This is a genomic window from Streptomyces sp. NPDC090045, assembly GCF_044747975.1.
Taxonomy (GTDB): domain Bacteria; phylum Actinomycetota; class Actinomycetes; order Streptomycetales; family Streptomycetaceae; genus Streptomyces.
Window position 1 is genome coordinate 148,891 of sequence record NZ_JBIVFA010000017.1, and the last position, 22,415, is coordinate 171,305.

The window sequence follows — 22,415 nt, forward strand, 5'->3', positions numbered from 1 at the left end:
GGGGACGCGCCATGAGCAGCGAGACCGAGACCGAAGCCGAGACCGAGATCGAGATCGAGGCCAAGACCGGGACCCGGGCCGGGGCCGGGAGCGGGCGGGGGCGCGCGCCGGGTACGGCCGTCGTGGTCGGGGCGGGGGTCGGCGGCCTCGCCACCGCCATCGGCCTGAGCCGCGCGGGCTGGACGGTGACCGTCCTGGAGCGCCGGACGGAACTCGACCGCTACGGCACCGCCTTCGGGATCCACCCCACCGCCCAGGCCGCCCTCGACCGGCTCGGCCTCGGCGACGCGCTGCGGGCGCGCGGGGTCCCGTACCGCGACGCCCGGATCCGCCGCCCCGACGGCACGGTGCTGGCAGCCCTCCCGCTCGAACGGATCGAACGCAAGGCGGGCAGGCCGGAACTGCTCATATCCCGGCCCTACTTGATCGACGCACTGCTCTCCGAACTCGACCGGCTCGGCGGCGTGCGGATCGCCTACGGACACCGCCTCACCGACCCGGCCTCGCTCGCCGCGGACCCGGACTGCCTGGTCGTCGGCGCCGACGGCATCAACAGCGTGGTCCGTACGGCGTACTTCGGCCGCCGCAGCCGCCCGCGCCCGATCGGCACGGTCGCCTGGATCGGCATCGCCGGATTCGAGACGGGCCTGTACGGCGAGACCTGGGGCGACGGCCGCTTCTTCGGCATGACCCCCGTCGAACCCGGCCGCACCAACTGGTACGCCACCGTCCCCGAGGCCACCACCGCCCGTGACGTACGGGACGCCTTCGCCGACTGGCACGACCCCGTCCCGCGCGTGCTGGCCGAGACCGACCCCGCCACCTGGATCCGGTACGAGATGCGCCACCTCTACCCGGCGCTCCCCACCTTCGTCGCCGACGGCCGGATCGCCCTCGTCGGCGACGCCGCCCACGCCATGACACCCAACCTCGGCCAGGGCGCCTGCACCGCCCTGCTCGACGCCGAGGCGCTGACCCGCGCCGTCGCCGCCCTCGGCACGGCCGGCGGACCGGCCGGGCTGCCCGGCGCCCTGCGCGCGTACGATGCCGAGCGCCGCCGCAGCGCACAGCGCGTCGCCTTCGGCTCCCGGAGCCTGCACCGTTTCGTGACCGCTCGCCGGCCCGCCCTGCGCGACGCGCTCGTCGGCCTGCTGCCCGGCGGAGGGGCCGGCGCGCCGCGCTGATCAGAGCGCCGGATCCGCCGCGCTGATCCGACTGGGCGAGGGGCGGTGGCGTACCGGCGCAACGTGAGTACGCTGCTACACATGACGGCTCACCCCCCGGGTCCGTTGTGGACAGGCCGGGCCTCCAACCGCGTGCAGTGGCTGCTCGCAGCGGCCGGTGCGGCCTGTCTGGCGCTCGGCATCGAGCTCGCCGTCGACAACGCCTGGACCTCGGGCTTCGTCCCGCTCCTCATGGCCGTGGCCGGCTGCCTCGCCGCCGGGCTGCTCATCCTCTACGGCACGCTCGCCTTCGTACACGTGGCCGTCACCATCGACTCCGAGGCCCTGATCGTGCGCTGCGGCCACATAGGCCTGCCGCGCCGCACGATCCGGCTCACGGAGGTGACCTCCGCCGAGTTCCTCCCGCGGATCACCCCGCAGCAGTGGGGCGGCTGGGGCTACCGGTGGCGCCCCGAGAAGGGCACCGCGGTGATCGTCCGCCGCGGCGAGGGCCTGGAACTCCGGCTCGGCGACGGAAAGCTCTTCACGGTCACCGTCGACGACGCGGAGGACGCCGTCCGCGTGATCCGCACCCACCTGCGGGCCCTCGCCCGCTGAGCGCGTCCCTTCCGGAACACGCCGCGGCACCACCAGGGCCCCAGGGCCGGGCACGGCCGGCCGGGAGCGGTCACGCCGGAGATCGTCGCTCGCGCCCGCGGTTCCCCGGCCGTCAGCGGCGGTGGATGCGGTCGACGCCGTACCAGTTCGACACGCACGAGGCGACCCAGTCCCGGTCGTAGTCCCCCGTGAAGAAGGGCTCGGCGAGAACGCCGATGTACAGGGGGCGGTAGCCCACGTCCTTGCCACCCTGCGCGGCCTCGGAGCGGATGCGCGCGTTCTGGGCGTCCCAGGCCACGGAGCGGGCGACCGTGGTGGTGGTGAGTTCCCGGACGTTCGGGACGAGCACGGCCACCGAGGCCAGCGCCAGGCAGCCCGCCGCCACGGCGCCGGTCGCGAGGGCCGCGTCGGCGGAGCGGCGGGCCGCGAGCCACCGGCCGCCCCGGGCTCCCAGCAGTGCGCCGTAGCCGCAGAGCGCGAGTTCCATCGGCACGAGGAAGTTCGTCCACGTACGGGCGTACGTCCACCCGCTCGGGCCGTAGCCGCTGCGCAGGCCCACCACCACCGCGAACGACCCCAGCACCACCACGGGCACCGGCAGCAGCAGCGCGGCGGTCAGCGCCCGGCGCGGGACGCTCCGCCGCGGCTCCCGCTTCCCCGGCGCCCGCCCGCGCAGGCAGCACGCCAGGCCGAGGAGGACGCCGACGGCCGCGGCTCCCAGGTACGCCCACTGGCCGGTGACGGAGTCCCACATGCGCAGCCAGTCCTCGAAGGTGGCCCGGAGCTCGCCCGCAGAGAGCAGGGACTCCTTGTCCGGCTGCTGGGCCCGCCGCCACCGGGCGCCGGGGGAGGTGTACAGCACGACCAGACCGCAGACGAGGCCGGAGCACCACACCAGGCACCAGGTGAACGGATGCCAGTTCCGGGACAGGCCGATCCGGGGCAGGCAGAGCAGCCCGGCCAGGCCGGCGAGCAGCCCGCTGACGAGCGCGAACGGCTCGCTCAGGGTGCCGAGCGCGAAGGCGATGAGGAACGCCGAGACGAAGCCGGCCGCGCGGGCGGGGGCCCGGGGGCGGCGGACGGTCCACAGGGCCAGCAGGATCGCCCACACGCCGATGACGCTCGGCACGGTGTGCGAGATGGTGGCCGGGGCCCACAGCAGTACCTGGTAGCTGCGTGTGCCCGCGAAGTAGACCAGCGCCTGGACGACCAGGGCGCAGGCGGTCAGGACCAGCAGCCGGGGCCTGCCGCCGAGGAACCGGACGAGCTCACGCCCCAGCAGGACCAGTCCGGCGGTGAAGCAGACGGCGATGACCGTCGGAAGGATCTTGATCCCGGCCAGTCCGTCGCCGTAGACGACACCGCTCAGGAAGGCGTTGGCGATCCGGCCGTTCTGGGTCCGGTAGAAGTCGGACGTGATGCCGAGGACCCCCAGATCGCGGGCCTTCCACGCGGCGCACCAGTCGTCGGACGTGGGCCGTACGTAGAGGCCGAGGAAGCAGCCGACGGCGATCAGGGCCCCGGCCGCCGCGACGAGCACCGCCCCGGCCGCCGGGAGGAGCCTGCGCAGGACGGGCCGGCGGCCCGTTCCCCCGCCCGCCGCGGGTCCGGGGGACCGGACGTCCTCGTCCTCTATCGCAGCCGTGCTCATTCACCACCTCGTCGCAGTGGGGGCCCGCGAACACCCATCGTGTGCACGGCGCGCCGCCCCCTGCATCCCGGGTGCGCCAGGACGGGTACGGAGCGGCGGGCCCACTCGGAACTCCTCGGAACTCCTCCGAACCGTTTCGCATCGCTCGTTCACCCGGGCGGCGGGCGTTCCGTGGCAGCCTCCGCCCGGCTCTCCCAGGATGGGGAAGCCGGGTCCGCGCGGACCCGGGGGCCGGCGGAGGGAGTGGCGATGCCCGGTGTCCTCGGCTGCTGGGCGGTCGCCACGGCGGCCTTCGCGGGCTTCGCCGTTCCCCTGTGCCCCACGGGCAGCTACGCGCCCCTGTCGACGCTCGTCGCCCCCACCGTCGGCCTCCTCTCCAACACGACCGCCGCCGAAGGCGTTCCGCGGTCCGTCGCCGAGGGCGCGCGGTACGTCGAGGGGAGCAACGTCCTGCGGCTGGCGTCGGGCCGCTGGAAGTACCTTCCCGCCGGCGGGAAGGAGTCGGCCGTGGTCGCCGCCGGCCATCCGCCGGCCGTGCGGCAGATCGAGCAGAGCCGCGCCTGGCTGGCCTCCGGCCGGGTCCCGGGCAGAACGCCCGAACAGCGCGCCGCGGCCGGGCGGGCCCTCCTGGCCGTGCGCGCCCTGCTCCAGCCCAACGGCGCCGTGGCCGCGGCGTGGAGCCCCGGCTGGAACTACTCCTGGCCGCGCGACTCCAGCTTCGCCTCCGCCGCGTTCGCGCACACCGGCCATGACGCCGAGGCCTACCGGATCCTGCGCTACAGCGCCGCGACCCAGCGCAAGGACGGCACCTGGGAGGCGCGGACGAAGCTCGATGCCACCGGCCCGCCCGACGGCAGGTGGTGGCAGCTCGACGCCAACGGCTGGGTCCCCTGGGCCACCTGGCAGTGGTACCGGACGGCCCCCGCGGCCACCCGACGCGCCCGGCTGGCCACGCTCTACCCGATGATCCGCAGGGCCGCCGACCGTGCGGCGGCCTCCTTGCGGGCGGACGGGCTGCCACCGGCCTCCCCCGACTACTGGGAGCTGATGACGACCACCACGAACATCGGCACGGCCGCGCCGCTGCTCGCCGGGCTCAACGCCTCCGCGGACCTCGCCCGGGAGGCGAACCGGCCGGACGACGCGGCGCGCTGGGCGCGGGCCGCGCGGCGGCTCTCCACGGGGATCTCCGCGCGGTTCGCACCTCTGGGATACCAGCGCACCGTGGACGGACGGCACGGACGCGACAGTGCGGTGACGTTCATGGCGCCCCCCTTCAACACGGCCCCGGCCGGGCTGCCCGGGGCGCTGGACGCCACGTACCGGGCCCTGCTCCTGCCCAACGGCGGGCTGACCCCGGGAAACGACTCCACGGCACCCTGGGGCGCGAACGCCTGGACGCCCAGTACGGCGCTCTTCGCGCTCGCCTGGGCCGCCACGGGCGCCACGGCCAAGGCCGGACCGGTCCTCGACTGGGTCCTCGCCAAGCGGAACTCGCTCGGCGAGCTGCCGGAGAAGGTGGACAAGGAGGGCAGGGCCGCCTCGGTGGCTCCCCTCGCGTGGACGGGCTCGATCGCCGTCCTGGCCCTCGTGGCCCTCGACGGCACGACCCTGCCCACGCCGCCCCTGCGGCCTTAGCCTCGGCGTTCGCGAGTTCGCCGTCCAGCAGGAGGGCGCGGGTCAGACGAGGAGGTCGATCGCCGCGAGGTTGAGTTCGAGCCAGGCGGCGTTGATGTTGAAGTCACGGGAGGGGAAGCGGCCGAAGCCGGTGGTCTTGCCGCACCGGATGTGGTTTTTGACGGTGGCGTGTCCGCGGTGGCGGACCTCCAGGAACTGGGCCGAGCCGCAGGTGAACGGGGTGTCGGTGAGGAAGACCTGGTGCCGCAGGCCCTCGTCCTGGTCGAACAGCGAGAGATGGGCTCCGGGGTGGGGACGTTCACGGCGGACGATGATGCGGGTGCCGGCCGGGTAGCCGGGAAGGTCGACTGTGCCGGTCAGTTCGGCGACCTCGGCGGACTCGCGCAGCGTGCCGTCCTGGTCCAGAGCGGGGTGCCAGACCTTCTCGGGCAGGGCCCGGATCGCGCGGCGGACCGGCTCGGTGACCGTGCATCCGACCGAGAAGAAGGTGCGGATTCCGTGTGCTCGTAGCTCTCGGACGTGGGTGAGGAAGGCTTTCGCGGATCCGGCGTTGTCGGTGCGGACGAGGATGCCGGTGCCGTGCCGGTGGGCGTCGGGGATCTGTGCGAGAGCGTCGTCCAGCACCGCGATGTGATCCGCGGCCGTGTTGGCTCCGGCGTTTCCGGGCCGCAGCCGCCCGGACATGCCCTCGCCGGTGTTGGCCAGGAAACACAGCAGGGGGTGGAAGCCGAAGCCGTCTTTGTAGGTGGGCGCGGCCTGGTCTTTCTCGGAGTGGCAGGTGATCGGCGTGGCGCCGATGTCCAGGACCAGGCCGGGTACTTCCCGTCCACCGGGTCATGACCGGTGCCGCGTGGTCGAAGTGGACTCAGCGCGGTGGAGTACGCGCTGGTCAGCCCGGTGGCATCGGCAAGATCAGCCAGCAGCCGTGCACCGGCGTGACCGACCACCCCCGCACCGTCGGCAGAGACATGGAGCCTGGGACGCGAACCGATGCACGTAGAAAGCGCCTTCCGCCTGGACCGACAGAACCCCTCGACAAGGTTCATCGTCCCAGCTCAGAAGGCACTTTTGCGTTCCCGCCCATGATCCGGACGGACCCCAAGTGAAAGCCCGGAGCTCACTTCACGGCCTTGGGGCAAAGCCGTGGAATCGGCCGCCCCAGCCACAGCGGGATTCCCCCCGCCATGACTCAGGCGCCCGGCCAAGCGAGGGCTCTCGTCAGACTCGTTCGGAGCAATCTACGACGCCGCCCCCGCGTGACCGCTGCTCACTACAAGGCGGGCGGTGTCCGGTGATCCGTTGTCGCCGTTATCGCTTTTTGGAGTACACCACGGTCACATGGAAGCTGCGGTCTGCCAGCACCCCTGATGAGTTGAATGTCTGAATGAACAGACATTTAGTGGTCGCAAACCGGCCCACGACGGTGATCTCACCGGGTGCCGACGCGCCGACGTTGCCGGGAATGCCGATGCTTGCAACATAGGTGCCGTTGGTGATCGGCACATTGAAGCAGACCTGATAGGTGCCGACGGGCTGTTCGACCCTGGTCACCGACACGGCCCCGAAGCTCTGCCCAGCAACGAGGGTCCCGTTGTCATTCACGACGGCCCGCACGGTCTTCTGATCGTGCCCACCGAGCCCCTCGGCGGCTGTTTCCGGGGCTTCCGGGTTAGGGTTCGTCGTGTTCGGCGGCGGTGTTGGGTCGTCGGCAGAGTTCACCGAGCTCATCACTCCGACGCCGGTGAGGGACTCGGTGGGAATGCCGCCACTGGCGGCCGCGGGTGAGGCCATGAGAACCCCGGCGATTACGGATCCGGCCACTGCCGAAACACGTCTAGCGGTCCAAGTGAAGCTCTTGGACCGGCCGTCGAGACGCCGTGGGGCCCTGAGTTTACATCGCATGCTTGCTTCCCTTTTCTGTGAGTGCGAGATCCATCCGAAGGCGCCTAGGGAAGCCTTCCGCTCTCGAAGGCGCAACGGTCTCTCGGAATCAACGCTTCCACCGGCATCGCAACCGGTTTCACATCCGATCTGAGTTATCACTCATGCGGGCCATTGAAATGCGCCAAATGAGATGGCTTCTGCTAATGACCGTGAGGCCGGGAGCGTGATCCACTTGGCGTACTCGCTCTGCCGGTCGTCCTTCCGCCCCATGATCCGGACGGACCCCGAGTGAAAGCCCGGGGTTAGTGCGCCACTGGGCACTCGGCGAAGTCGCGTCCACGGAGCCGGCGTTGTTCTTCGGGGAGGTCTACCGGCGCGGCGACGAGCGGCAGTTGGGAACCGTGGGGCCGGGGGGATCTGTCGGGGTTGCGGGGCATCGATCTAGACTTCAGGGTCAACGTTTCGCAAAGCCATGTACGGCGCGGGGAGCCCCGTACACGACGATTGGGTAGCCAGTGCTTCTGAAAACGTTCGGCTGGTCGTTCGCGGTCACCGCGCTCGGCCTGATCGCGGCGGTGTTATACGGGGGGTGGGCCGGCTTCGGGGTCGTGGCGATCCTGTCCATCCTCGAAATCTCGGTGTCCTTCGACAACGCCGTGGTCAACGCCGGGATCCTGAAGAAGATGAATGCCTTCTGGCAGAAGATCTTCCTCACTATCGGTGTCCTGATCGCGGTCTTCGGCATGCGCCTGGTCTTCCCCGTCGTGATCGTCGCCGTCAGCGCCAAGATCGGTCCGATCGAAGCGGTACAGCTCGCGCTGGACGAGCAGGACAAGTACCAGCAGCTGGTGACCGACGCCCACCCGGCGATCGCCGCCTTCGGCGGGATGTTCCTCCTGATGATCTTCCTTGACTTCATCTTCGAGGACCGCGACTTCAAGTGGCTCGCGTGGCTGGAGCGCCCGCTCGCCAAGCTCGGCAAGATCGACATGCTCTCCGCCTGCATCGCGCTGGTCGTCCTGGTCATCACCTCGATGACCTTCGCCACCAACGCGCACCAGCACGGCGGCATCCACGTGGACAAGGCGCAGACCGTCCTGATCTCCGGCGTCCTCGGCCTGATCACCTACATGATCGTCGGCGGTCTCTCCGGATACTTCGAGAGCAAGCTCGAGGAAGAGGAGGAGCGCGAGCACGAGGCCGAGGAAGCGGCCAGGACGAGCGGCACGAAGGTCCCGGCGGTCGTGATGGCCGGCAAGGCCGCGTTCTTCCTCTTCCTCTACCTGGAGGTGCTGGACGCGTCCTTCTCCTTCGACGGAGTCATCGCCGCCTTCGCGATCACCAACGACATCGTCCTGATGTCGCTCGGCCTCGGCATCGGCGCGATGTACGTCCGCTCGCTCACCGTCTACCTGGTCCGCCAGGGCACCCTCGACGACTACGTCTACCTGGAGCACGGCGCGCACTACGCGATCGGCGCCCTCGCCGTGATCCTGCTCGTCACCATCCAGTACGAGATCCACGAGGTCATCACGGGCCTCGTCGGCGTCGTCCTGATCGCCTGGTCCTTCATCTCCTCGGTCCGGCGCAACCGCAGGCTGGCGGCGGCCGAGGCGGCCGGCACGGGGTCCGCCGAGAAGGCCGAGGTCCCCTCCGGCGTCTGAGCCGGGCCGCCGGCGTGGGCCGGGAGCCGGCCGCCGGCCTGTTCCGCTGCTTGCGCGGCGGCACGGGCCCGGCACTCCGCCCGGAACGAGTGATCATGGCCCTGACGCCCCCACCGGAGAGGACCCGACACCTGATGTCCCTGTGGACTTCGATCGTTGCCGTACTCGGTACCCTCGCCGGTGCCCTGACCGCCGGACTCCTCCAGCACCGTTCGGCACGCACCGCGCGCGCCGAGGCGCGCGTCGACAGCCACCGCCAGGACCAGCTCGGCGCCGTCACCGACTTCGCGGCAGCCCTGGACGCGCACCGCTCGGCGATGTTCCACCGGGAGCGTCTGGCGCTGACCGAGGCGGGCACCGAGCACCAGCTGGAGGCCCAGACCAGGTCGCACGACACCCGCGCGGCCATCACCGCGCCGCACATCCGCCTTCAGGTCCTGGTCCCCGAGCTGGCCGGCGCCGCCCAGGAGGCCGCAGATGCCACGTACGCACTGCGCAAGGCCACCGACCGGACCGAGCTGGACGCCCGGCGGCACGCGGCCAAGGAAGCGGCCGTCGCCTTCATCGCCGCGGCCGCCGCGCTGCTGAGCCCCGGCAACCGCTGACCCGGCCCCGGCCGACCGCTCGGATCGAACCTCCTGCTCAGACGGGGTCCGTTCCGTCAGCCGGCGGTGGAGCGGTGCGGATCCGGGACAGGGCGGCCAGCAGGTGCCGGTAGGCGAGCTCTTCGGCTGCCACCGCCCGTGCGAGGGGCGGGTGGTGCGGATCGCGGCGGGCGCGGGCCTGTACCGCGGCCGCGAGGCGGAGCTGCCTCGTCCGGCGCACCTCGTTCGCGGCCGTGACGTACGCGTCGTCCAGGAGCCGGTGGTCGAGGACCTCGGCGAAGGCGCGCTCCGCCAGGGCGTCGAGCCGTTCGAGGTGCTCGGAGCAGCGCGCGGGGGTCTGACCGGCACAGCCCTCTGCGAGGGCCCGGGACAGCGACCGCACGGTCGCCCCGAGCTCCGGATACCCCCAGGCCGGCGCCGCGTCGTTCCGGCACCCGGTGGCGAGGGCCACCAGCACGGCGGCGCAGGCCACGGCGCGGGCCCTTCCCGGTCCCGCGCTGCCGCGCGCGGTGGGGCGAGCGGCCATGGGAGCTCCGATCACCAGCGGTCGGCCGGCCGGCCGGTCAGCCGGTCGGGAGCCGGCCCCGGCCGGGTCCCGACGTGGTGCCCGTCATCGTCGCCCGCACCGGCCGGCCCTGCCACCCGGAGCCGACGGCGGGACCTAGGGTCCGGCCTGTACGACCGTCGTGGGCTGGACCGCACGGTGCCACGGGGAAGAGGGCGGGCGGCTGCCGGGCGGTTCGGATCCGGCCGGGGGAGCCGTCGTGACGTGCAGGCCGGCGTCCAGTCCGAGGGCCGCGGCGAGGGCCGTGCCGTCCGGTTCGGCCACGGCCGCCGGCGCACCCGTGTAGAGCATCTGGGACTCGTACCAGGACGGCGCGTCGCCCGGGCCCGACACGCCGATCGTGCCCGCGCCCGCGCGGCCCGTGAGCAGCCCGCCCGTCACGCCGACGGCGCCGTAGCCGCCCTCGCCGCCGGCCTCGGTCACCGGGGAGAACGTCGGCGCGGGGCCGTCCGCGGTGGCCAGGCTCGTACCGACGGTGCCCGTGCCGGGGCGGCGGAAGTAGAGGCGGACGCCGTCGCCCTGCGGGCTCGCCGACAGGGGTCCGGTGGTCGCCGGCAGCCCGGTCGGGAAGGGGCCGCCGACGGGGGCGTCCGGCGTCGGCCGGACCCAGGCCAGCACGGACCGGGCCGTGGCCGCGTACACGTGGCGCCGCCCGGCCGGGTCGGTCGCGGTGACCGGGTCGCCCTGCAGACCGGCGCCGCCCAGGGCCTGCCACGCGCCGAAGGCGCCGTCCGGGGCGTCCTGCGCGCGGGCGCGCAGGGTGCGCCGCGAGTCGCGTACGTACACGGTCAGTCGGCCCGCGTCGTCCACGGCGACGGCCGGCGCGCTGATCGCCGAGGTGCCGGATATGTCGCCGGTGTCCGGGGTGCCCAGCGACTGCCACGGGCCGAAGGCGCCGCCGGGTGCGGTCTGGACGGCGTACACGAGGTCGCGTCCGTACTCCTGGGGCGCGGTGCCCAGCGTGGTGCGGGTGCCGAAGACCGCGATCCTGCCGTCGGGCAGCCGCACGGACGTGGCGCCCGCGTCGATCCCCGAGCCGGGGAGGAACCCGGGCCCCTGCCAGGGCGCCTTGGGGCCGCTGCGCGTCCAGTACGCCATCCGGCCGTCCAGGACGGCGAAGGCCCACAGCCGGCCGGAGGTGCCCTCGGTCATCCAGGAGGTGCCGTCGCCCCGGCTGTAGCGGATGGTCTGGTTCCAGCCGGCGCCGGTGGGCCGGGTCGCGGTCTTGCGGTCGCCGCATCCGGCGGTGCTGCCGCACCAGTCCTGGTGGTCCGTCCAGGCGTAGGTCTTGAGGTAGCCGAGCTTTTCCTCGGCCGCCTGCGGGTCGAGCGTCGGGGGCAGGGAGCTGTTGGGGTAGCTCACGTAGTTCTGGACCGAGAAGTGCGGCCGGTCCGCGGACTGCGCGTACCGTTCGGCCGCCGCCTGCACGAAGCGGGCCCCGTACATGTGGTCCTGGTGGTCGAGGAAGGCGCCGCCGCCCTGCGCCCGGCCGGGCGTCGGGTCCTGCGTCCGTATCGTCGTCGGCCGGTACCGCGCGAAGACGTCCGCGATGGCCTCCACGGCCTGTTCCTTGGTGTACGAGAACCAGGGCTTGACCGGCGTCCCGGAGGTGAGCTGGGCGCCCAGGGCGGGAACCTTGCCGTCCCACAGGCCGCGCAGGCTGTCCGGGTTGTCGCCGGAGATGCTGCGGGCCTCGCGCAGCTGCATCCATATGAGGTTGACCTCGGGCCGGGCGACGAGGACGTCCACCTCGGCGCTCCCGCCGCCGGCGGTGGGTATGGACTTGCGCTGCCAGGCGCTGGCGCGGTTGCCGGTGGCCATCTGCGCGTAGGCGGCCCGTATGCCGTTCTGCCGGGCCTCCGCGTAGGCGGCGTGGTCGGCGGGGCGTTCCGGGTCCTCCAGGTGCGGGCTGTGGGCCTCGTTCCTGCCGTCGGACTCGCCGGAGGTCAGGTACACGGTGGCGACCTTCACACCCGTCGATATGGAGCGGCTCAGGTCGGGGTTCATGAAGAAGAGGTCGTCGTCGGGGTGCGCGACGACGTGGAGGACCGTGCCTTCGGTCACACTCGGGCGGAAGGCCGTCTCGGGGGCCGCCGGCTGCTGCGGGTTCCCGTATCCGTAGGCCCAGGTCGTGACCCCGGCGGCGCCGATCGTGAGCGCGGTGAGCAGGGCCGCGAGGCGGCTGCGGCTGGCCAGGGACATCTGCAACGCCTTGAGGGTCGGTCCGGTGCGGAATTCCGCCGAGGGAGTGAGTCGGTGTCCCGATGGCTCCACCGCTTCCGGAGACGACCGGGCCCGATTATGCCCCGCGCGTTTGCGACTGACACACCCTCAAGAGGCGTATGTGGCGAGGTGAGTTGTATGGGGGATATGGGTGACTTGTCGTATTTGGGATCACTTGGGCGGTGGTCGCGACGGGCCCGGACCGGCCCGGGCGCTTACCCGTGTCCGAGGCGTGGGGACGTACACTCCGCCAGATGAGCAGCAGTGTCACCCGCGCGGCCGGGAACGAGCCCTCGCAGCCCGCCGACGGGGCCCCGGCCGAGGCCGCGCCGCCCCACGCCACGGCCCGCGGCAACGCCCCCGCCGCGGCCTCCGCCCCCGCGCCGCGGAAGGGAGCCTGGCTGGTGCGCGCCGTGCTCGCCGTCCTCTCCGGCGTGCTGCTCTACCTCAGCTTCCCGCCCCGCCCCCTGTGGTGGCTGGCCCCCTTCGGCATCGCCCTGCTCGCCGGCTGCCTCCACGGCCGCCGTGCCCGGGCCGGCTTCGGCCTCGGGTTCCTCGCCGGCCTCGGCTTCCTGCTGCCGCTCCTCGTCTGGACCGGCGAGGAGGTCGGCCCGGTGCCCTGGCTGGCACTGGTCAGCCTCGAAGCCCTCCTGATCGGCCTCACCGGCCTCGGCATCGCCCTCGTCAGCCGGCTCCCGGCCTGGCCGCTGTTCGCCGCCGCCGTCTGGGTCGCGGGCGAGGCCCTGCGCGCCCGGGCGCCCTTCGGCGGGTTCCCCTGGGGCAAGCTCGCCTTCGGACAGGCGGACGGCGTCTTCACCCCGCTCGCCGCCCTCGGCGGCACTCCCCTGCTCTCCTTCGGCGTGGCCCTCTGCGGTTTCGGCCTCTACGAAGCCCTGCGCATCGCCCGCCACCACCCCGGCCGCACCACCGCCGCGCTGGCCGCGCTCACCATCGCCGCCCCGATCGGCGCCGGTCTCGCCGCCCGTCCGCTGGTCTCCGACGCGGCCGAGGACGGCACCGTGGTGGCCGCCGTCATCCAGGGCAACGTGCCGCGCCTCGGCCTCGACTTCAACTCCCAGCGCCGCGCCGTCCTCGACAACCACGCCAAGCGCACCATCCAGCTCGCCGAGGACGTCAAGGCCGGCCGCGTGCCGAAGCCCGACTTCGTCGTCTGGCCGGAGAACTCCTCCGACCTCGACCCTTACGCCGAACCCGACGCCCGCGCCGTCATCGACGAGGCGGTCAAGGCCATCGGCGTGCCCGTCGCGATCGGCGCCGTCGTGTCCCCGGAGACGGGCCCGCTGCGCAACACGATGATCCTCTGGGACCCCGTCGCCGGCCCCACCGCGACCTACGACAAGCGCAAGATCCAGCCCTTCGGCGAGCGCATCCCGATGCGCTCCTTCGTCCGGCTCTTCAGCTCCGACGTGGACCGGGTGCGCCGGGACTTCGGCCCCGGCAAGGACCCTGGCGTCTTCGACATGGCCGGCAGCGGCGTCGGCATGGTCACCTGCTTCGAGGCCGCCTTCGACGACGCCGTCCGCTCCACCGTCCAGGACGGCGCCCAGGTGATCGCCGTACCGAGCAACAACGCCACGTTCGGCCGGACCCAGATGACCTACCAGCAGCTGGCCATGGACCGGATCCGCGCCGTCGAGCACAGCCGGACCGTTCTCGTCCCGGTCACCAGCGGGGTCAGCGCCGTCATCCGCCCCGACGGCAGGATCACGGCGGAGACCAAGATGTTCACGGCGGACGCGCTGGTCGCCGAGATCCCGCTGCGCTCCACCCGCACCCCGGCCACCGTCGTCGGACCGTTGCCCGAGTACGCGCTGCTCCTCCTGGCCGCAGGCGGCTTCGGCCCGCTCCTGACCCGACGGATCCGCGCGCGCCGGGCGGTCTGAGGCGGGGGCCGGCGCCCCGGCCTCGTAGGGTCGGGGGATGACCACACCCGATTACATCCGTGCGATCCGAGCCACCGCCGGGCACCAGCTGCTCCTGCTGCCCGGGGTCACGGCCATCGTCCTCGACGACCGGGGCCGGGTCCTGCTCGGCCGGCGCTCCGACACCGGGCGGTGGTCCGTGGTCGGCGGAATCGCCGAACCGGGGGAGCAGCCCGCCGAGACCGCCGTGCGCGAGGTCTACGAGGAGACGGCGGTGCGCTGCGTCCCGGAGCGGGTGGTGCTCGTCCAGATGCTGGAGCCGATCACCTACCCCAACGGCGACATCTGCCAGTTCCAGGACATCACCTTCCGCTGCCGCGCGACGGGCGGCGAGGCTCGGGCCAACGATCACGAGTCCCTCGAAGTGGCCTGGTTCGAGGTGGACGCGCTGCCGCCGCTGGAGTCCTTCGCCCTGGACCGGATCCACCGGGCCCTGCGGGACGAGCCCACCTGGTTCGCGGCGCCCGTCGAGATCACGGAATAGGACGCGTCCGGCAAACCGGTCGCGTGTGGTCCGGCTCACCTGGGGATGGCCGGAAGTGCGCTGTAAGGTTCCGCAGATCCAACGGCGGTCATCGGACAGTCGTACGTTCACAAGGGGTGGTCGAGGGATGGGCGCGCGCAGTTCAGCCGGAGGGCCGCAGCCGGGCGGCGGCCCGCTGACCGGTGGCATACGGGGCGGCGGTACGCGCACCGGAGCCGCCGGCGGACGCCTGGCGGCCCTCGACGGCGTTCGGGTCCTCGCCGCCCTCTCCGTGCTCTTCTACCACTACGTGGTCCTCGACAGCGCCTGGGGCGAACCGGCCGAGGGCCTCTTCCCGGCCGCGCACGGGTTCGCCGTCTACGGCTGGCTCGGCGTCGAGATCTTCTTCCTGGTCAGCGGGTTCGTCATCTGCATGAGCACCTGGGGCCGGAGCGTGGGCGACTTCGCGGTGTCCCGGGTCTCCCGACTGTTCCCCGCCTACTGGGCGGCCGTGGCCTTCACCTCCCTCGTGCTGTTCAACTGGCCCGAGGTGAGGAAGATCAAGGACGTCAGTGACGTCCTGGTGAACCTGTCGATGCTGCAGGGCGGCATCGGCGTCCCCCACGTCGACGACGCCTACTGGACCCTCTTCGTCGAGCTCAAGTTCTACGTCCTGTTCGCCGTCGTCGTCATGCGCGGCGTGACCTACCGCAACTGCGTCCTCTTCTGCGGGGCCTGGACCCTGGCGGGCGTCGTGGCCCCCACCGTCGACAGCGGCGTGCTGTCCTTCTTCGCGGCGTCCTCCGCCTCCCCGTACTTCATCGCCGGAATCGCCTTCTACCTGATGCGGCGCTTCGGGCCGAACGCCGTCCTGTGGGCCGTCGTCGGCGTCCAGTTCCTCCTCGCACAGCACCACGTGGCCGACCGCATGATCGCCAGCCTGGGCCGGGGCGTCACCCAGCAGACGCCCTCCTGGCCCGCCCACGTGATCATCCTGCTCGGCTTCATGGTCATGGCGGCGATAGCCCTCGGCGCCCTCGACGGCATCCGGTGGCGCTGGCTCCCGCACGCCGGAGCGATCACGTACCCGCTCTACCTGATCCACATGCTGGCCGGGCTGACCTTCATCCACCACTTCCGCCACGAGGTCGCGCCCGTGCCCCTGGCCGTCGGCGTCACCGCCTTCATGGTGCTGCTCGCCTGGCTCATCCACCGGTTCGTCGAACGCCCCCTGGGCCGCTTCCTGCGCGACCGGCTGCGACGCGGCATGCAGGACATCCGCGCGGCCACCCCGGGCCGCCCCCCGCTCGACCGGCTGCCCGCGCAGTCCTCCGCGCCCGAGGCGGAACGCATCCCGGCCGTCCGTTAGCCCCCGTCCGGCCCCGGCCGTCCTAACCGGCGTCGGCCGCCTCCCGGTACAGCTCCACCGCCTGGTCGCCCATCACCGCGCTGTACGAGACCTCCGGAACGGACCCGCCGCCCTCGTGACCGCCGAGCACCCCGGCCAGCGCGCCGTCCACCAGCCAGGGGCTGCCGCTGGTGCCGCCGCTGAGGTCCGGGCAGCCGATCCGCCGCTGGGTCTCGGAGAACAGCTCGGTGGTGTTGGCGCAGCGCAGCGGGGCCTCCAGGGTCCGCGGGTAGCCGATGACCGTCACCGCCGCGTCGTCCGGCTGCGCGGCGGCGACCGGGAAGCCGCCCACGAGGTCCTCGACGGACCCGTTCCGCCCGCCGTCCACCGGGGCCACCGTCGCGAAGGCGATGTCGTCGTCCGGGTTCTGGCCCTCCGTCCAGCCCGGGGCCACGTACACCCCGGTGAGCTTCCAGAGGCCGTACGGGGCCTCGCCGTCCCGGTAGCCCGGCGCGAAGACGGTGGTGTACGGGCTCTCCAGGCAGTGCGCGGCGGTGGCGATCACGTCGTGGTCGTCGCTGCGCACCACGGACGCGGTGCAGAAGTGCCCGCCGTCGAGCCCGTCCGCGAAGAGCGCGCCCACCCGGTCCGCCGTGGCGCCGGGCACCGCCCGCGCGGTGATCCCCGGTGGCGCTCCGGCCGTGGCGTCCGGTACGTCCACGCCGAGCAGCGCTGCCATCGCGGTCAGCGCGAGCAGGATCCGTGATGCCCGCCGCGCACGGATGCGCCGGGCCGGCCGGGTGAGCATGCGGTGGATCATGACTCCACCCTGCCCGCCGAACCTATGTCCGGAGCCCGGTGTTCCGTATGAATCCCCTGTGAATCCGGTGGACCCGATGTAAAAGCCGGACGCGGGCCCGCGAGGTTACCCGTGGCGCTCGTAGACCGTCACCCGGCGGCCCCGCACCTGCCGGTCCTCCACCACCGTGAAGTGCTCGCGCAGGACCGCGGCCTTCGCCTTGTCGCGCTCCGCCGACGGGGCCTTCGCGACCTCCGCCGCGTCCGTCACCAGCAGCACCCGCCGCTGCCCGAGCAGCGCCGCCCGGATCCGCTCCGGCTCCGCCTCCTCGCCCTTGAGGGTGGCCGAGGCGACCGGGGTCCGGGCCAGCGCGAGATCGGTCAGGCCCGTGAAGGCGCCGGGGGAGACCAGCGCGGTGTCCCGCCGCGCGGCCGGGACGAACAGCACCGCGTCCCCGTCCCGCTTCAGCAGGTCCACCTCACCGGCCACCGCCAGGACGTCGTCGATCCGGCTGGCCGGGGCCCGCTTGCCCAGCTCCACCGGCAGCAGCACCACGACCGCCACCCCGACCGCACCCGGCACGAGCAGGCCCGACGCCGCCGGGAACCGGGGCGCGCACGCCCGGACGGCCGTGCCCAGGGCGGCGCCGATCAGCAGGGCCAGACCCGTCATGGAGAACAGCACGTACCGGTCCTGGAACAGCGGCTGGACCAGCGACAGCCCGATCAGCCCGAGCTGCGGCACCGCCAGCAGCGGCAGCCCCACCGCCGCCGCCGAGAGGTCCTTGCGGCCGGGCCGGTCCGCCCACGCGCCGAGCCCGCCGATCACGAGGAGGATCCCCGGGCCGATCAGCATGTGCCAGGTCAGCGGCGGTATCCAGGACACCTGCTCGGACTGGCCCCGGCTGAACAGGATCAGCGGCAGCGCCCCCGCCACCGCGCCCGCGCCGCACGCCGCCCAGCGCAGCAGGACACCGCGCCCGGCCCGCACCCACCACAGGGTCGCCGCGTGCGCCGGCAGGACCAGCAGCGACAGCCAGTTCAGCAGGGCGCACGCCAGCACCGTGACCCCGTACGCCGTCCAGCGCGGCCAGGCCCGCCGCCCGGGCCCGCTCTCCAGGAGCGAGACCAGCAGCAGCGTCGACAGCCCGGCCCCGGCCGCGACCAGCGCGTACGGCCGGCCCTCCTGCAGGTAGAACTGGACGGCCGGCAGCAGCCCGAGGGCCAGCCCGCCGCCGAGCCCCGCCCAGAAGCCCGCCAGCCGGCTCCCGATCAGCGCCACGCACGCCGCGGCGGCGGCGACCGCCAGCACCGACGGCAGCCGCAGGGTCGTCGTACTCGCGCCGAAGACCTCGAAGAGGCCGTGCATCAGCAGGTAGTAGAGCCCGTGCACGGCGTCGACGTTCCCCAGCATCCGCCAGATCTCGCCCGCCGGCCGCCCGGCCACCTGCCAGGTCGCCGCCTCGTCCCGCCACACGCTGTCCTGCCGGGAGAGTCCCCACATACCGAGCGCCAGGGTCCACAGGAACGGAACGATCCATACGAGACGCCCGCGTCGGGCCGCGGATATGTGGCAAAGCATGAAGGTGCCGGGGTCCTCGGTCTGATGTTCGGGCGGAAGGCACCAGTCTATGGACGCCACGGACGGTTTCCGGACCGCCTGTTGTGCACGACGGAGCGTGATCGCCCGGTGCTGCCGCCCCTAGCCTCGCCGCAGGAGCACGAACGAGGGGCGGTACCCGGTGAACTGGCTCATCCACGACTACCGCGAGAGCGATCTCGCAGCGGTGGTCCACCTGATCGACACCACGGCCGAACTCGGCCAGGAGTCCGTCTTCTCGCTCGCCGAGTGCATCAGCGCGCTGACCGACAGGCAGCCCTGCGTGGTCGCCGTCCACCAGGGCGTCCCGATCGGCGCGGCACTCGCCTGCGTCACCGGGGAGCGGGCCTGGGTCATGCGGATCGCGATCGCCGCCGGCTGGCGCGGCCGCGGCCTGGCCAGCGCCCTGCTCGTCGAGCTGGAGCGACGGCTCATCGCGGCCCGCGTCGGCCGCATCGCCTACGTCCTGCCCGAGGAGGACCTGCTCGGCGAGGGCCTGCTCAACGCCGGCTACACCCGGCAGCCCGCCGTCGCCTACTTCGAGAAGACCGAGCCCCTGCACGGGCCGGCGGCCGGCCTCCTCGACGACCTCGGCGGCCGCTTCCTCCCCAACGACCTGTGGGCCAAGGTCGCCGGCATGGAGAAGGAGAAGGACCTCATCGAGCGGCGCGTGGTGCTGCCGCTCGCCGAGCCCGAGCGGGCCGCCTCGCACGGGGTGCGGCCGCCGCGTGCGATCACCCTCTTCGGGCCGCCTGGCACCGGCAAGACCACCTTCGCCCGGGCCATCGCCTCCCGGCTCGGCTGGCCCTTCGTGGAACTGCTGCCCTCCCGCCTCGCCGACGAGGGCAACCTGGCCGCCGCGCTGCGCGACGCCTTCGCCCGGATCGCCGAGCTGGAGCGCGTACTCGTCTTCATCGACGAGGTGGAGGAGATCGCACCGGTGCGCACCGAGCCCGCGCAGCCCGGCGGGATCCACGGCGTGACGAACGAGCTGCTCAAGCTGATACCGGGCTTCCGGGAGGGCGACGAACGGCTGCTCGTGTGCGCCACCAACTCCATCCGCTCCCTCGACCCGGCCTTTCTGCGGCCCGGGCGCTTCGACTACCTGATCCCGATCGGCACCCCGGACGCCGGGGCGCGCGCCGCGATCTGGTCCCGCTACACGGCGGGGCGCGCGGACGTCGACGTGGCGGCCCTGGTCGCCGCGACCGAGCTGTTCACGCCGGCCGACATCGAGCACGCGGCCCGGATCGCGGCGCAGGTGTCCTTCGAGCGGGACCTGGAGGCGGTGGGCGCGCGGGGTGCGGCCGCCGCGCAGCTGGGCGCGACCACGGAGGACTACCTGGCGGCGGTCCGGCAGTGCCGGCCGACGGTGACCCCGGCGATGACGGGCGAGTTCGAGGCGGACATCACGGCGCACGCCCGGTTCTGACCTCCGCCGCGCCCCTGGACTTCCGTCCCCCGGTTGCGGCGGGGGAGGGAACGCGGAACGGCCCGCGGCCACTCCCAAAAGCGGCCGCGGGCCTCCCGCGCGGACTCGGCATCCTCGCGGGACGGCCACGGTCCCCTCGGCCGAACGGCCGAACCACCGGGTCGGCTACCGTCGGGCCATGGGCTTCGTCGTCTTCATGACCCTTCCGGGGCTGGCTCTGCTGCTCACCGCCATGGCCTTCCTCGACCTGGCACTGGAACGCGCGGGCCGCGCGGGCCTGCTGCCCTGGCGCTGGAACGGCCGCCAGGGGCAGATCTCCGCCACCGGCTTCGAGCAGCTGCACGCCAGCTTCTCGCCGGGCAAGCAGAACGAGCTCAAGGAACGGCAGAGCGCCCTCGTCCTGCGCGACGACGAGGAGGACGGCGCGCCGCCGCGTTCCCGCGTGGACCTCGACGGCGGACTCGCCGTCATCCGGCTGTCCGCTACGGGGAGCAGCGGTACGTGAAGTCCACCGCGGCCGTGCGCTGACCCGGGGACAGCAGCTGAAGCTCGGCCCGCGCGGGGTAGTTCCCCGTGCCCCGGAAGGTCCACAGCAGGTGCAGCCGGGCCTCCCGCTGCCCGCGCGGCACCCGTTCGGTCAGCTCCTCCGACCGCGTGCCGTCGCTGCGGACCCAGCGGTAGGTGAGCGTCCCCGGGCGGCCGTTGGTCCCGACGACGGCCACCACGTCGGCCGTCGCGTCACAGGACGGGCCCTGCGGGTCGGTGGTCACGGCCACGTCCCGGACCTCGATGGCGGGCCCGAACCGCTGCCACCCGAGGTACGCGAGGACGGCGGCCAGCACGACCGCGGCGAGGGCGTACCGCCGCAGACCGGCGAGCCGGCGGCGCCGGGGAGCGTCGACGGTGGCCACCACCAGGGGGAACGGCGCGGGCATGGCCGCGGTCACCCCGGGACCGAACCGGAGCACGGATCCCTCGACCCGGTCGGGGACCACCTCCGGGTTCACCGGGGGGCCGGAGAACCAGTGGCTGCCGAGGACCGTGGCGCTGTAGTCGTCGCCCTCGGGGGCGCGGGGACCGGTCATCGGGGCACGTCCTGGCAGCGCAGGAGGTACTGCGAGGCCGACGCGGACTTGTTCCCGGCGGCCGGCTTGGTCGTCACCCGGACACCTCCGTAGCAGCCGCGGTCACGGGTGAAGGTGTGGGACTTGACCACGGTGACCGGCGAGCCGGCCTGGACCGTGAACGACTCCGTGCCGTCGGGGACGGAGTAGGAGCCCTGCGCACCGCCGAGGAACCACTCCAGCACCACCGTGACCGGCCCGGTGCCCTGGGCGGCGACCGAGACCGTCGCGTCACCCCGGTACACGCCGGTCTTGAGCGACACGTCCACCTTCGTGACCACCAGGGTCGGCGTGGGCGTCGGCGTGGGCGTGGGTGACCAGCTCACCGTGGGCTTCGGGGTGGGGCTCGGCGTGTGCGAGGGCGACTCCGACGGCGACGCGGACGGGGAGGCGGAGGCCGATGCGGACGGCGAAGGGCTCGCCGACGCCGAGGGGCTCGGAGTCGGCGAAGCGGAAGCGGAGCCTGTCGGGGTGGGGGTCGGGGTCGGGGAGGCCGATCCGGGCGGCGCCGCGCTCGTCGTGGCGAAGGCGCTCAACGCCGAGGCCCCGCCCGGGGCCGCGCCGATCGCGTCCGTGGTCAGCACCACCACCGCGCCCAGGACCAGCGCGATCCCCGCCGCGAGCCAGCCGCTGCGGCCGGGCGCCCAGCCCGAGCCGCTGCCGCTGCTCAGGGTGGTCGTGGCCACCGCCGTGGTGCCCGCCGCCGGGGCGCCCGCCGAGGGGAACAGCAGCGGCAGCAGCGCGGCCAGCGCCGCCAGCTTGCGCTGCCCGCGCTCCTCCCACTCGGGTCCGTACGCCGCCAGCGCCACGCCCTCCAGCTCCGCGACGAACGCCTCGGCGTTCTCCGGGCGCTGTTCGGGCTGCTTGGCGAGGCCGCGCCGGATCAGCGGCCGTACGGGCTCCGGGGCCTCGGTCTCCGGCACGGGCGCCTCTATGTGCTGCACGGCGAGCTCCGCGAAGTTCTCCCCGTCGTACGGCTTGCGCCCGGTCAGGCACTCGAAGAAGGTCGCCGTCGCCGCGTACACGTCGGCCGCGGGCGAGGCCGGCCGGCCCTGCCACTGCTCGGGGGCCATGTAGGCGGGGGTTCCGGCCACGCCGGGCGTGGTGCCGCGGTTCGCCGCGATCCCGAAGTCCACCAGCTTCGACGAGCCGTCCGCCGCGACCAGCACGTTCTCCGGCTTGTAGTCCCGGTGGACCACGCCGGCCCGGTGCGCCGCCGCGAGCCCGAGCAGCGATCCCTTGAGGACCACCAGCGCGGCCTCGGCGTCCGCCTGCCCGGACTGCTTGAGCAGCGCGCGCAGGGAGATGCCGTCGACCAACTCCATCACGATGGCCGCGCCGCCGGGCGACTCCACGTACTCGTACAGCCTCACCACGTACGGGGTCCCGAGCCCGCCCAGGAGGCGCGCCTCGGCCCGGAACTCCCCCACGAACGCGGGGTCCTGGCGCAGCCGGTCGCTGAGGTACTTCACCGCGACCGCCGTGCCCGTGGCGTCGTGGACGGCGAGCACCACACGGCCGCTGCCGCCCGCGCCGAGTTCCCGGACCTCCGTGTAACCGGGGACCGACCATGCCGCCCGCGTGTCCTTCATCGTTCCCGCCCCCTGTCCGGCGCTCCGCCGTGCCGTGCCGCACCGTGTCCTGTCCCGGTGCCCGGTCGGTGACCGGCCACCCCCTGGGACACGGTTTCCGGCAC

At 73.3% G+C, this 22,415-nt stretch carries 18 protein-coding genes and 1 pseudogene; 10 read left to right on the top strand and 9 right to left on the bottom strand.

What is annotated here, in order from left to right; all coding sequences use genetic code 11:
* Positions 1–122: 122 nt before the first annotated feature.
* Both ACIPYQ_RS34690 and ACIPYQ_RS34695 read left to right on the top strand, forming a co-directional pair.
* Positions 123–1,184, top strand: coding sequence for an FAD-dependent oxidoreductase (locus ACIPYQ_RS34690; protein ID WP_401258140.1), 1,062 nt, complete (start codon positions 123–125; stop codon positions 1,182–1,184).
* Between the two features lie 81 nt (positions 1,185–1,265).
* Positions 1,266–1,781, top strand: coding sequence for a hypothetical protein (locus ACIPYQ_RS34695; RefSeq protein WP_361755379.1), 516 nt, complete (start codon positions 1,266–1,268; stop codon positions 1,779–1,781).
* A 112-nt stretch (positions 1,782–1,893) separates the two neighbouring features.
* On the opposite strand, the gene ACIPYQ_RS34700 is transcribed toward ACIPYQ_RS34695, so the two are convergent.
* Positions 1,894–3,432: a hypothetical protein gene (locus ACIPYQ_RS34700; RefSeq protein ID WP_401258094.1), complete on the bottom strand. Its 1,539-nt coding sequence runs from the start codon at positions 3,430–3,432 to the stop codon at positions 1,894–1,896.
* A 249-nt stretch (positions 3,433–3,681) separates the two neighbouring features.
* On the opposite strand from ACIPYQ_RS34700, the gene ACIPYQ_RS34705 reads away from it, so the two are divergent.
* Positions 3,682–5,070, top strand: coding sequence for a hypothetical protein (locus tag ACIPYQ_RS34705; RefSeq protein WP_401258096.1), 1,389 nt, complete (start codon positions 3,682–3,684; stop codon positions 5,068–5,070).
* 1 nt (position 5,071) lies between these two features.
* On the opposite strand, the pseudogene ACIPYQ_RS34710 reads toward ACIPYQ_RS34705, so the two are convergent.
* Together ACIPYQ_RS34710 and ACIPYQ_RS34715 are read right to left on the bottom strand one after the other, a co-directional pair.
* Positions 5,072–6,116 (bottom strand): annotated as a pseudogene (locus ACIPYQ_RS34710) (transposase); the annotation flags it as partial.
* 262 nt (positions 6,117–6,378) lie between these two features.
* Entirely contained in the window at positions 6,379–6,861 is a 483-nt protein-coding gene (locus tag ACIPYQ_RS34715) for a hypothetical protein (protein ID WP_401258098.1), read from the bottom strand.
* A gap of 608 nt (positions 6,862–7,469) precedes the next feature.
* Here ACIPYQ_RS34715 and ACIPYQ_RS34720 point away from each other — a divergent pair.
* Both ACIPYQ_RS34720 and ACIPYQ_RS34725 read left to right on the top strand, forming a co-directional pair.
* On the top strand, positions 7,470–8,618 hold the full coding sequence (locus ACIPYQ_RS34720; RefSeq protein ID WP_401258100.1) for a DUF475 domain-containing protein: 1,149 nt from the start codon (positions 7,470–7,472) through the stop codon (positions 8,616–8,618).
* A gap of 134 nt (positions 8,619–8,752) precedes the next feature.
* Positions 8,753–9,223: a hypothetical protein gene (locus ACIPYQ_RS34725; protein WP_401258102.1), complete on the top strand. Its 471-nt coding sequence runs from the start codon at positions 8,753–8,755 to the stop codon at positions 9,221–9,223.
* Positions 9,224–9,260: 37 nt separating this feature from the next.
* On the opposite strand, the gene ACIPYQ_RS34730 is transcribed toward ACIPYQ_RS34725, so the two are convergent.
* Both ACIPYQ_RS34730 and ACIPYQ_RS34735 read right to left on the bottom strand, forming a co-directional pair.
* Positions 9,261–9,749: a hypothetical protein gene (locus ACIPYQ_RS34730; protein WP_401258104.1), complete on the bottom strand. Its 489-nt coding sequence runs from the start codon at positions 9,747–9,749 to the stop codon at positions 9,261–9,263.
* Between the two features lie 135 nt (positions 9,750–9,884).
* Positions 9,885–11,990 (bottom strand): PIG-L family deacetylase, encoded by a 2,106-nt coding sequence (locus ACIPYQ_RS34735; protein ID WP_401258105.1) that lies wholly within the window; start codon positions 11,988–11,990, stop codon positions 9,885–9,887.
* A 275-nt stretch (positions 11,991–12,265) separates the two neighbouring features.
* On the opposite strand from ACIPYQ_RS34735, the gene lnt reads away from it, so the two are divergent.
* The 3 genes from lnt (at position 12,266) to ACIPYQ_RS34750 (ending at position 15,786) form a co-directional block, all read left to right on the top strand.
* Positions 12,266–13,915 carry an apolipoprotein N-acyltransferase gene (lnt, locus tag ACIPYQ_RS34740; protein WP_401258107.1) on the top strand — a complete coding sequence of 550 codons (1,650 nt, stop codon included), beginning with the start codon at positions 12,266–12,268 and terminating at the stop codon, positions 13,913–13,915.
* A 37-nt stretch (positions 13,916–13,952) separates the two neighbouring features.
* Entirely contained in the window at positions 13,953–14,438 is a 486-nt protein-coding gene (locus ACIPYQ_RS34745) for an NUDIX hydrolase (protein ID WP_401258109.1), read from the top strand.
* A 127-nt stretch (positions 14,439–14,565) separates the two neighbouring features.
* A complete protein-coding gene (locus tag ACIPYQ_RS34750; RefSeq protein WP_401258111.1) occupies positions 14,566–15,786 on the top strand; it encodes an acyltransferase family protein in 1,221 nt (406 codons plus the stop codon).
* A 22-nt stretch (positions 15,787–15,808) separates the two neighbouring features.
* Here ACIPYQ_RS34750 and ACIPYQ_RS34755 read toward each other — a convergent pair whose 3' ends face one another.
* Together ACIPYQ_RS34755 and ACIPYQ_RS34760 are read right to left on the bottom strand one after the other, a co-directional pair.
* On the bottom strand, positions 15,809–16,585 hold the full coding sequence (locus ACIPYQ_RS34755) for a trypsin-like serine peptidase (protein WP_401258112.1): 777 nt from the start codon (positions 16,583–16,585) through the stop codon (positions 15,809–15,811).
* A 105-nt stretch (positions 16,586–16,690) separates the two neighbouring features.
* Complete coding sequence (locus ACIPYQ_RS34760; RefSeq protein WP_401258142.1) at positions 16,691–18,145, bottom strand: hypothetical protein; 1,455 nt, start codon at positions 18,143–18,145, stop codon at positions 16,691–16,693.
* Positions 18,146–18,305: 160 nt separating this feature from the next.
* Here ACIPYQ_RS34760 and ACIPYQ_RS34765 point away from each other — a divergent pair, with 160 nt between their 5' ends.
* Together ACIPYQ_RS34765 and ACIPYQ_RS34770 are read left to right on the top strand one after the other, a co-directional pair.
* Positions 18,306–19,595 carry a bifunctional GNAT family N-acetyltransferase/ATP-binding protein gene (locus tag ACIPYQ_RS34765; protein WP_351286772.1) on the top strand — a complete coding sequence of 430 codons (1,290 nt, stop codon included), beginning with the start codon at positions 18,306–18,308 and terminating at the stop codon, positions 19,593–19,595.
* 178 nt (positions 19,596–19,773) lie between these two features.
* Positions 19,774–20,100 carry a DUF6191 domain-containing protein gene (locus tag ACIPYQ_RS34770; RefSeq protein ID WP_401258114.1) on the top strand — a complete coding sequence of 109 codons (327 nt, stop codon included), beginning with the start codon at positions 19,774–19,776 and terminating at the stop codon, positions 20,098–20,100.
* On the opposite strand, the gene ACIPYQ_RS34775 is transcribed toward ACIPYQ_RS34770, so the two are convergent.
* Entirely contained in the window at positions 20,078–20,680 is a 603-nt protein-coding gene (locus ACIPYQ_RS34775) for a hypothetical protein (RefSeq protein WP_401258115.1), read from the bottom strand. The genes ACIPYQ_RS34770 and ACIPYQ_RS34775 overlap by 23 nt on opposite strands.
* Entirely contained in the window at positions 20,677–22,311 is a 1,635-nt protein-coding gene (locus ACIPYQ_RS34780) for a serine/threonine-protein kinase (RefSeq protein WP_401258117.1), read from the bottom strand. The genes ACIPYQ_RS34775 and ACIPYQ_RS34780 overlap by 4 nt, the downstream gene beginning before the upstream one ends.
* Positions 22,312–22,415 lie beyond the last annotated feature (104 nt).

Bases quoted from the DNA above. Each gene is read 5' to 3' on its own strand.
- ACIPYQ_RS34700 (WP_401258094.1), bottom strand. From the start codon at position 3,432: ATGAGCACGGCTGCGATAGAGGACGAGGACGTCCGGTCCCCCGGACCC.
- ACIPYQ_RS34705 (WP_401258096.1), top strand. From the start codon at position 3,682: ATGCCCGGTGTCCTCGGCTGCTGGGCGGTCGCCACGGCGGCCTTCGCG.
- ACIPYQ_RS34775 (WP_401258115.1), bottom strand. From the start codon at position 20,680: ATGACCGGTCCCCGCGCCCCCGAGGGCGACGACTACAGCGCCACGGTC.
- ACIPYQ_RS34780 (WP_401258117.1), bottom strand. From the start codon at position 22,311: ATGAAGGACACGCGGGCGGCATGGTCGGTCCCCGGTTACACGGAGGTC.
- ACIPYQ_RS34770 (WP_401258114.1), top strand. From the start codon at position 19,774: ATGGGCTTCGTCGTCTTCATGACCCTTCCGGGGCTGGCTCTGCTGCTC.
- ACIPYQ_RS34725 (WP_401258102.1), top strand. From the start codon at position 8,753: ATGTCCCTGTGGACTTCGATCGTTGCCGTACTCGGTACCCTCGCCGGT.
- ACIPYQ_RS34730 (WP_401258104.1), bottom strand. From the start codon at position 9,749: ATGGCCGCTCGCCCCACCGCGCGCGGCAGCGCGGGACCGGGAAGGGCC.
- ACIPYQ_RS34750 (WP_401258111.1), top strand. From the start codon at position 14,566: ATGGGCGCGCGCAGTTCAGCCGGAGGGCCGCAGCCGGGCGGCGGCCCG.
- ACIPYQ_RS34755 (WP_401258112.1), bottom strand. From the start codon at position 16,585: ATGATCCACCGCATGCTCACCCGGCCGGCCCGGCGCATCCGTGCGCGG.
- lnt (WP_401258107.1), top strand. From the start codon at position 12,266: ATGAGCAGCAGTGTCACCCGCGCGGCCGGGAACGAGCCCTCGCAGCCC.
- ACIPYQ_RS34760 (WP_401258142.1), bottom strand. From the start codon at position 18,145: ATGCTTTGCCACATATCCGCGGCCCGACGCGGGCGTCTCGTATGGATC.
- ACIPYQ_RS34745 (WP_401258109.1), top strand. From the start codon at position 13,953: ATGACCACACCCGATTACATCCGTGCGATCCGAGCCACCGCCGGGCAC.
- ACIPYQ_RS34695 (WP_361755379.1), top strand. From the start codon at position 1,266: ATGACGGCTCACCCCCCGGGTCCGTTGTGGACAGGCCGGGCCTCCAAC.
- ACIPYQ_RS34715 (WP_401258098.1), bottom strand. From the start codon at position 6,861: ATGGCCTCACCCGCGGCCGCCAGTGGCGGCATTCCCACCGAGTCCCTC.
- ACIPYQ_RS34735 (WP_401258105.1), bottom strand. From the start codon at position 11,990: ATGTCCCTGGCCAGCCGCAGCCGCCTCGCGGCCCTGCTCACCGCGCTC.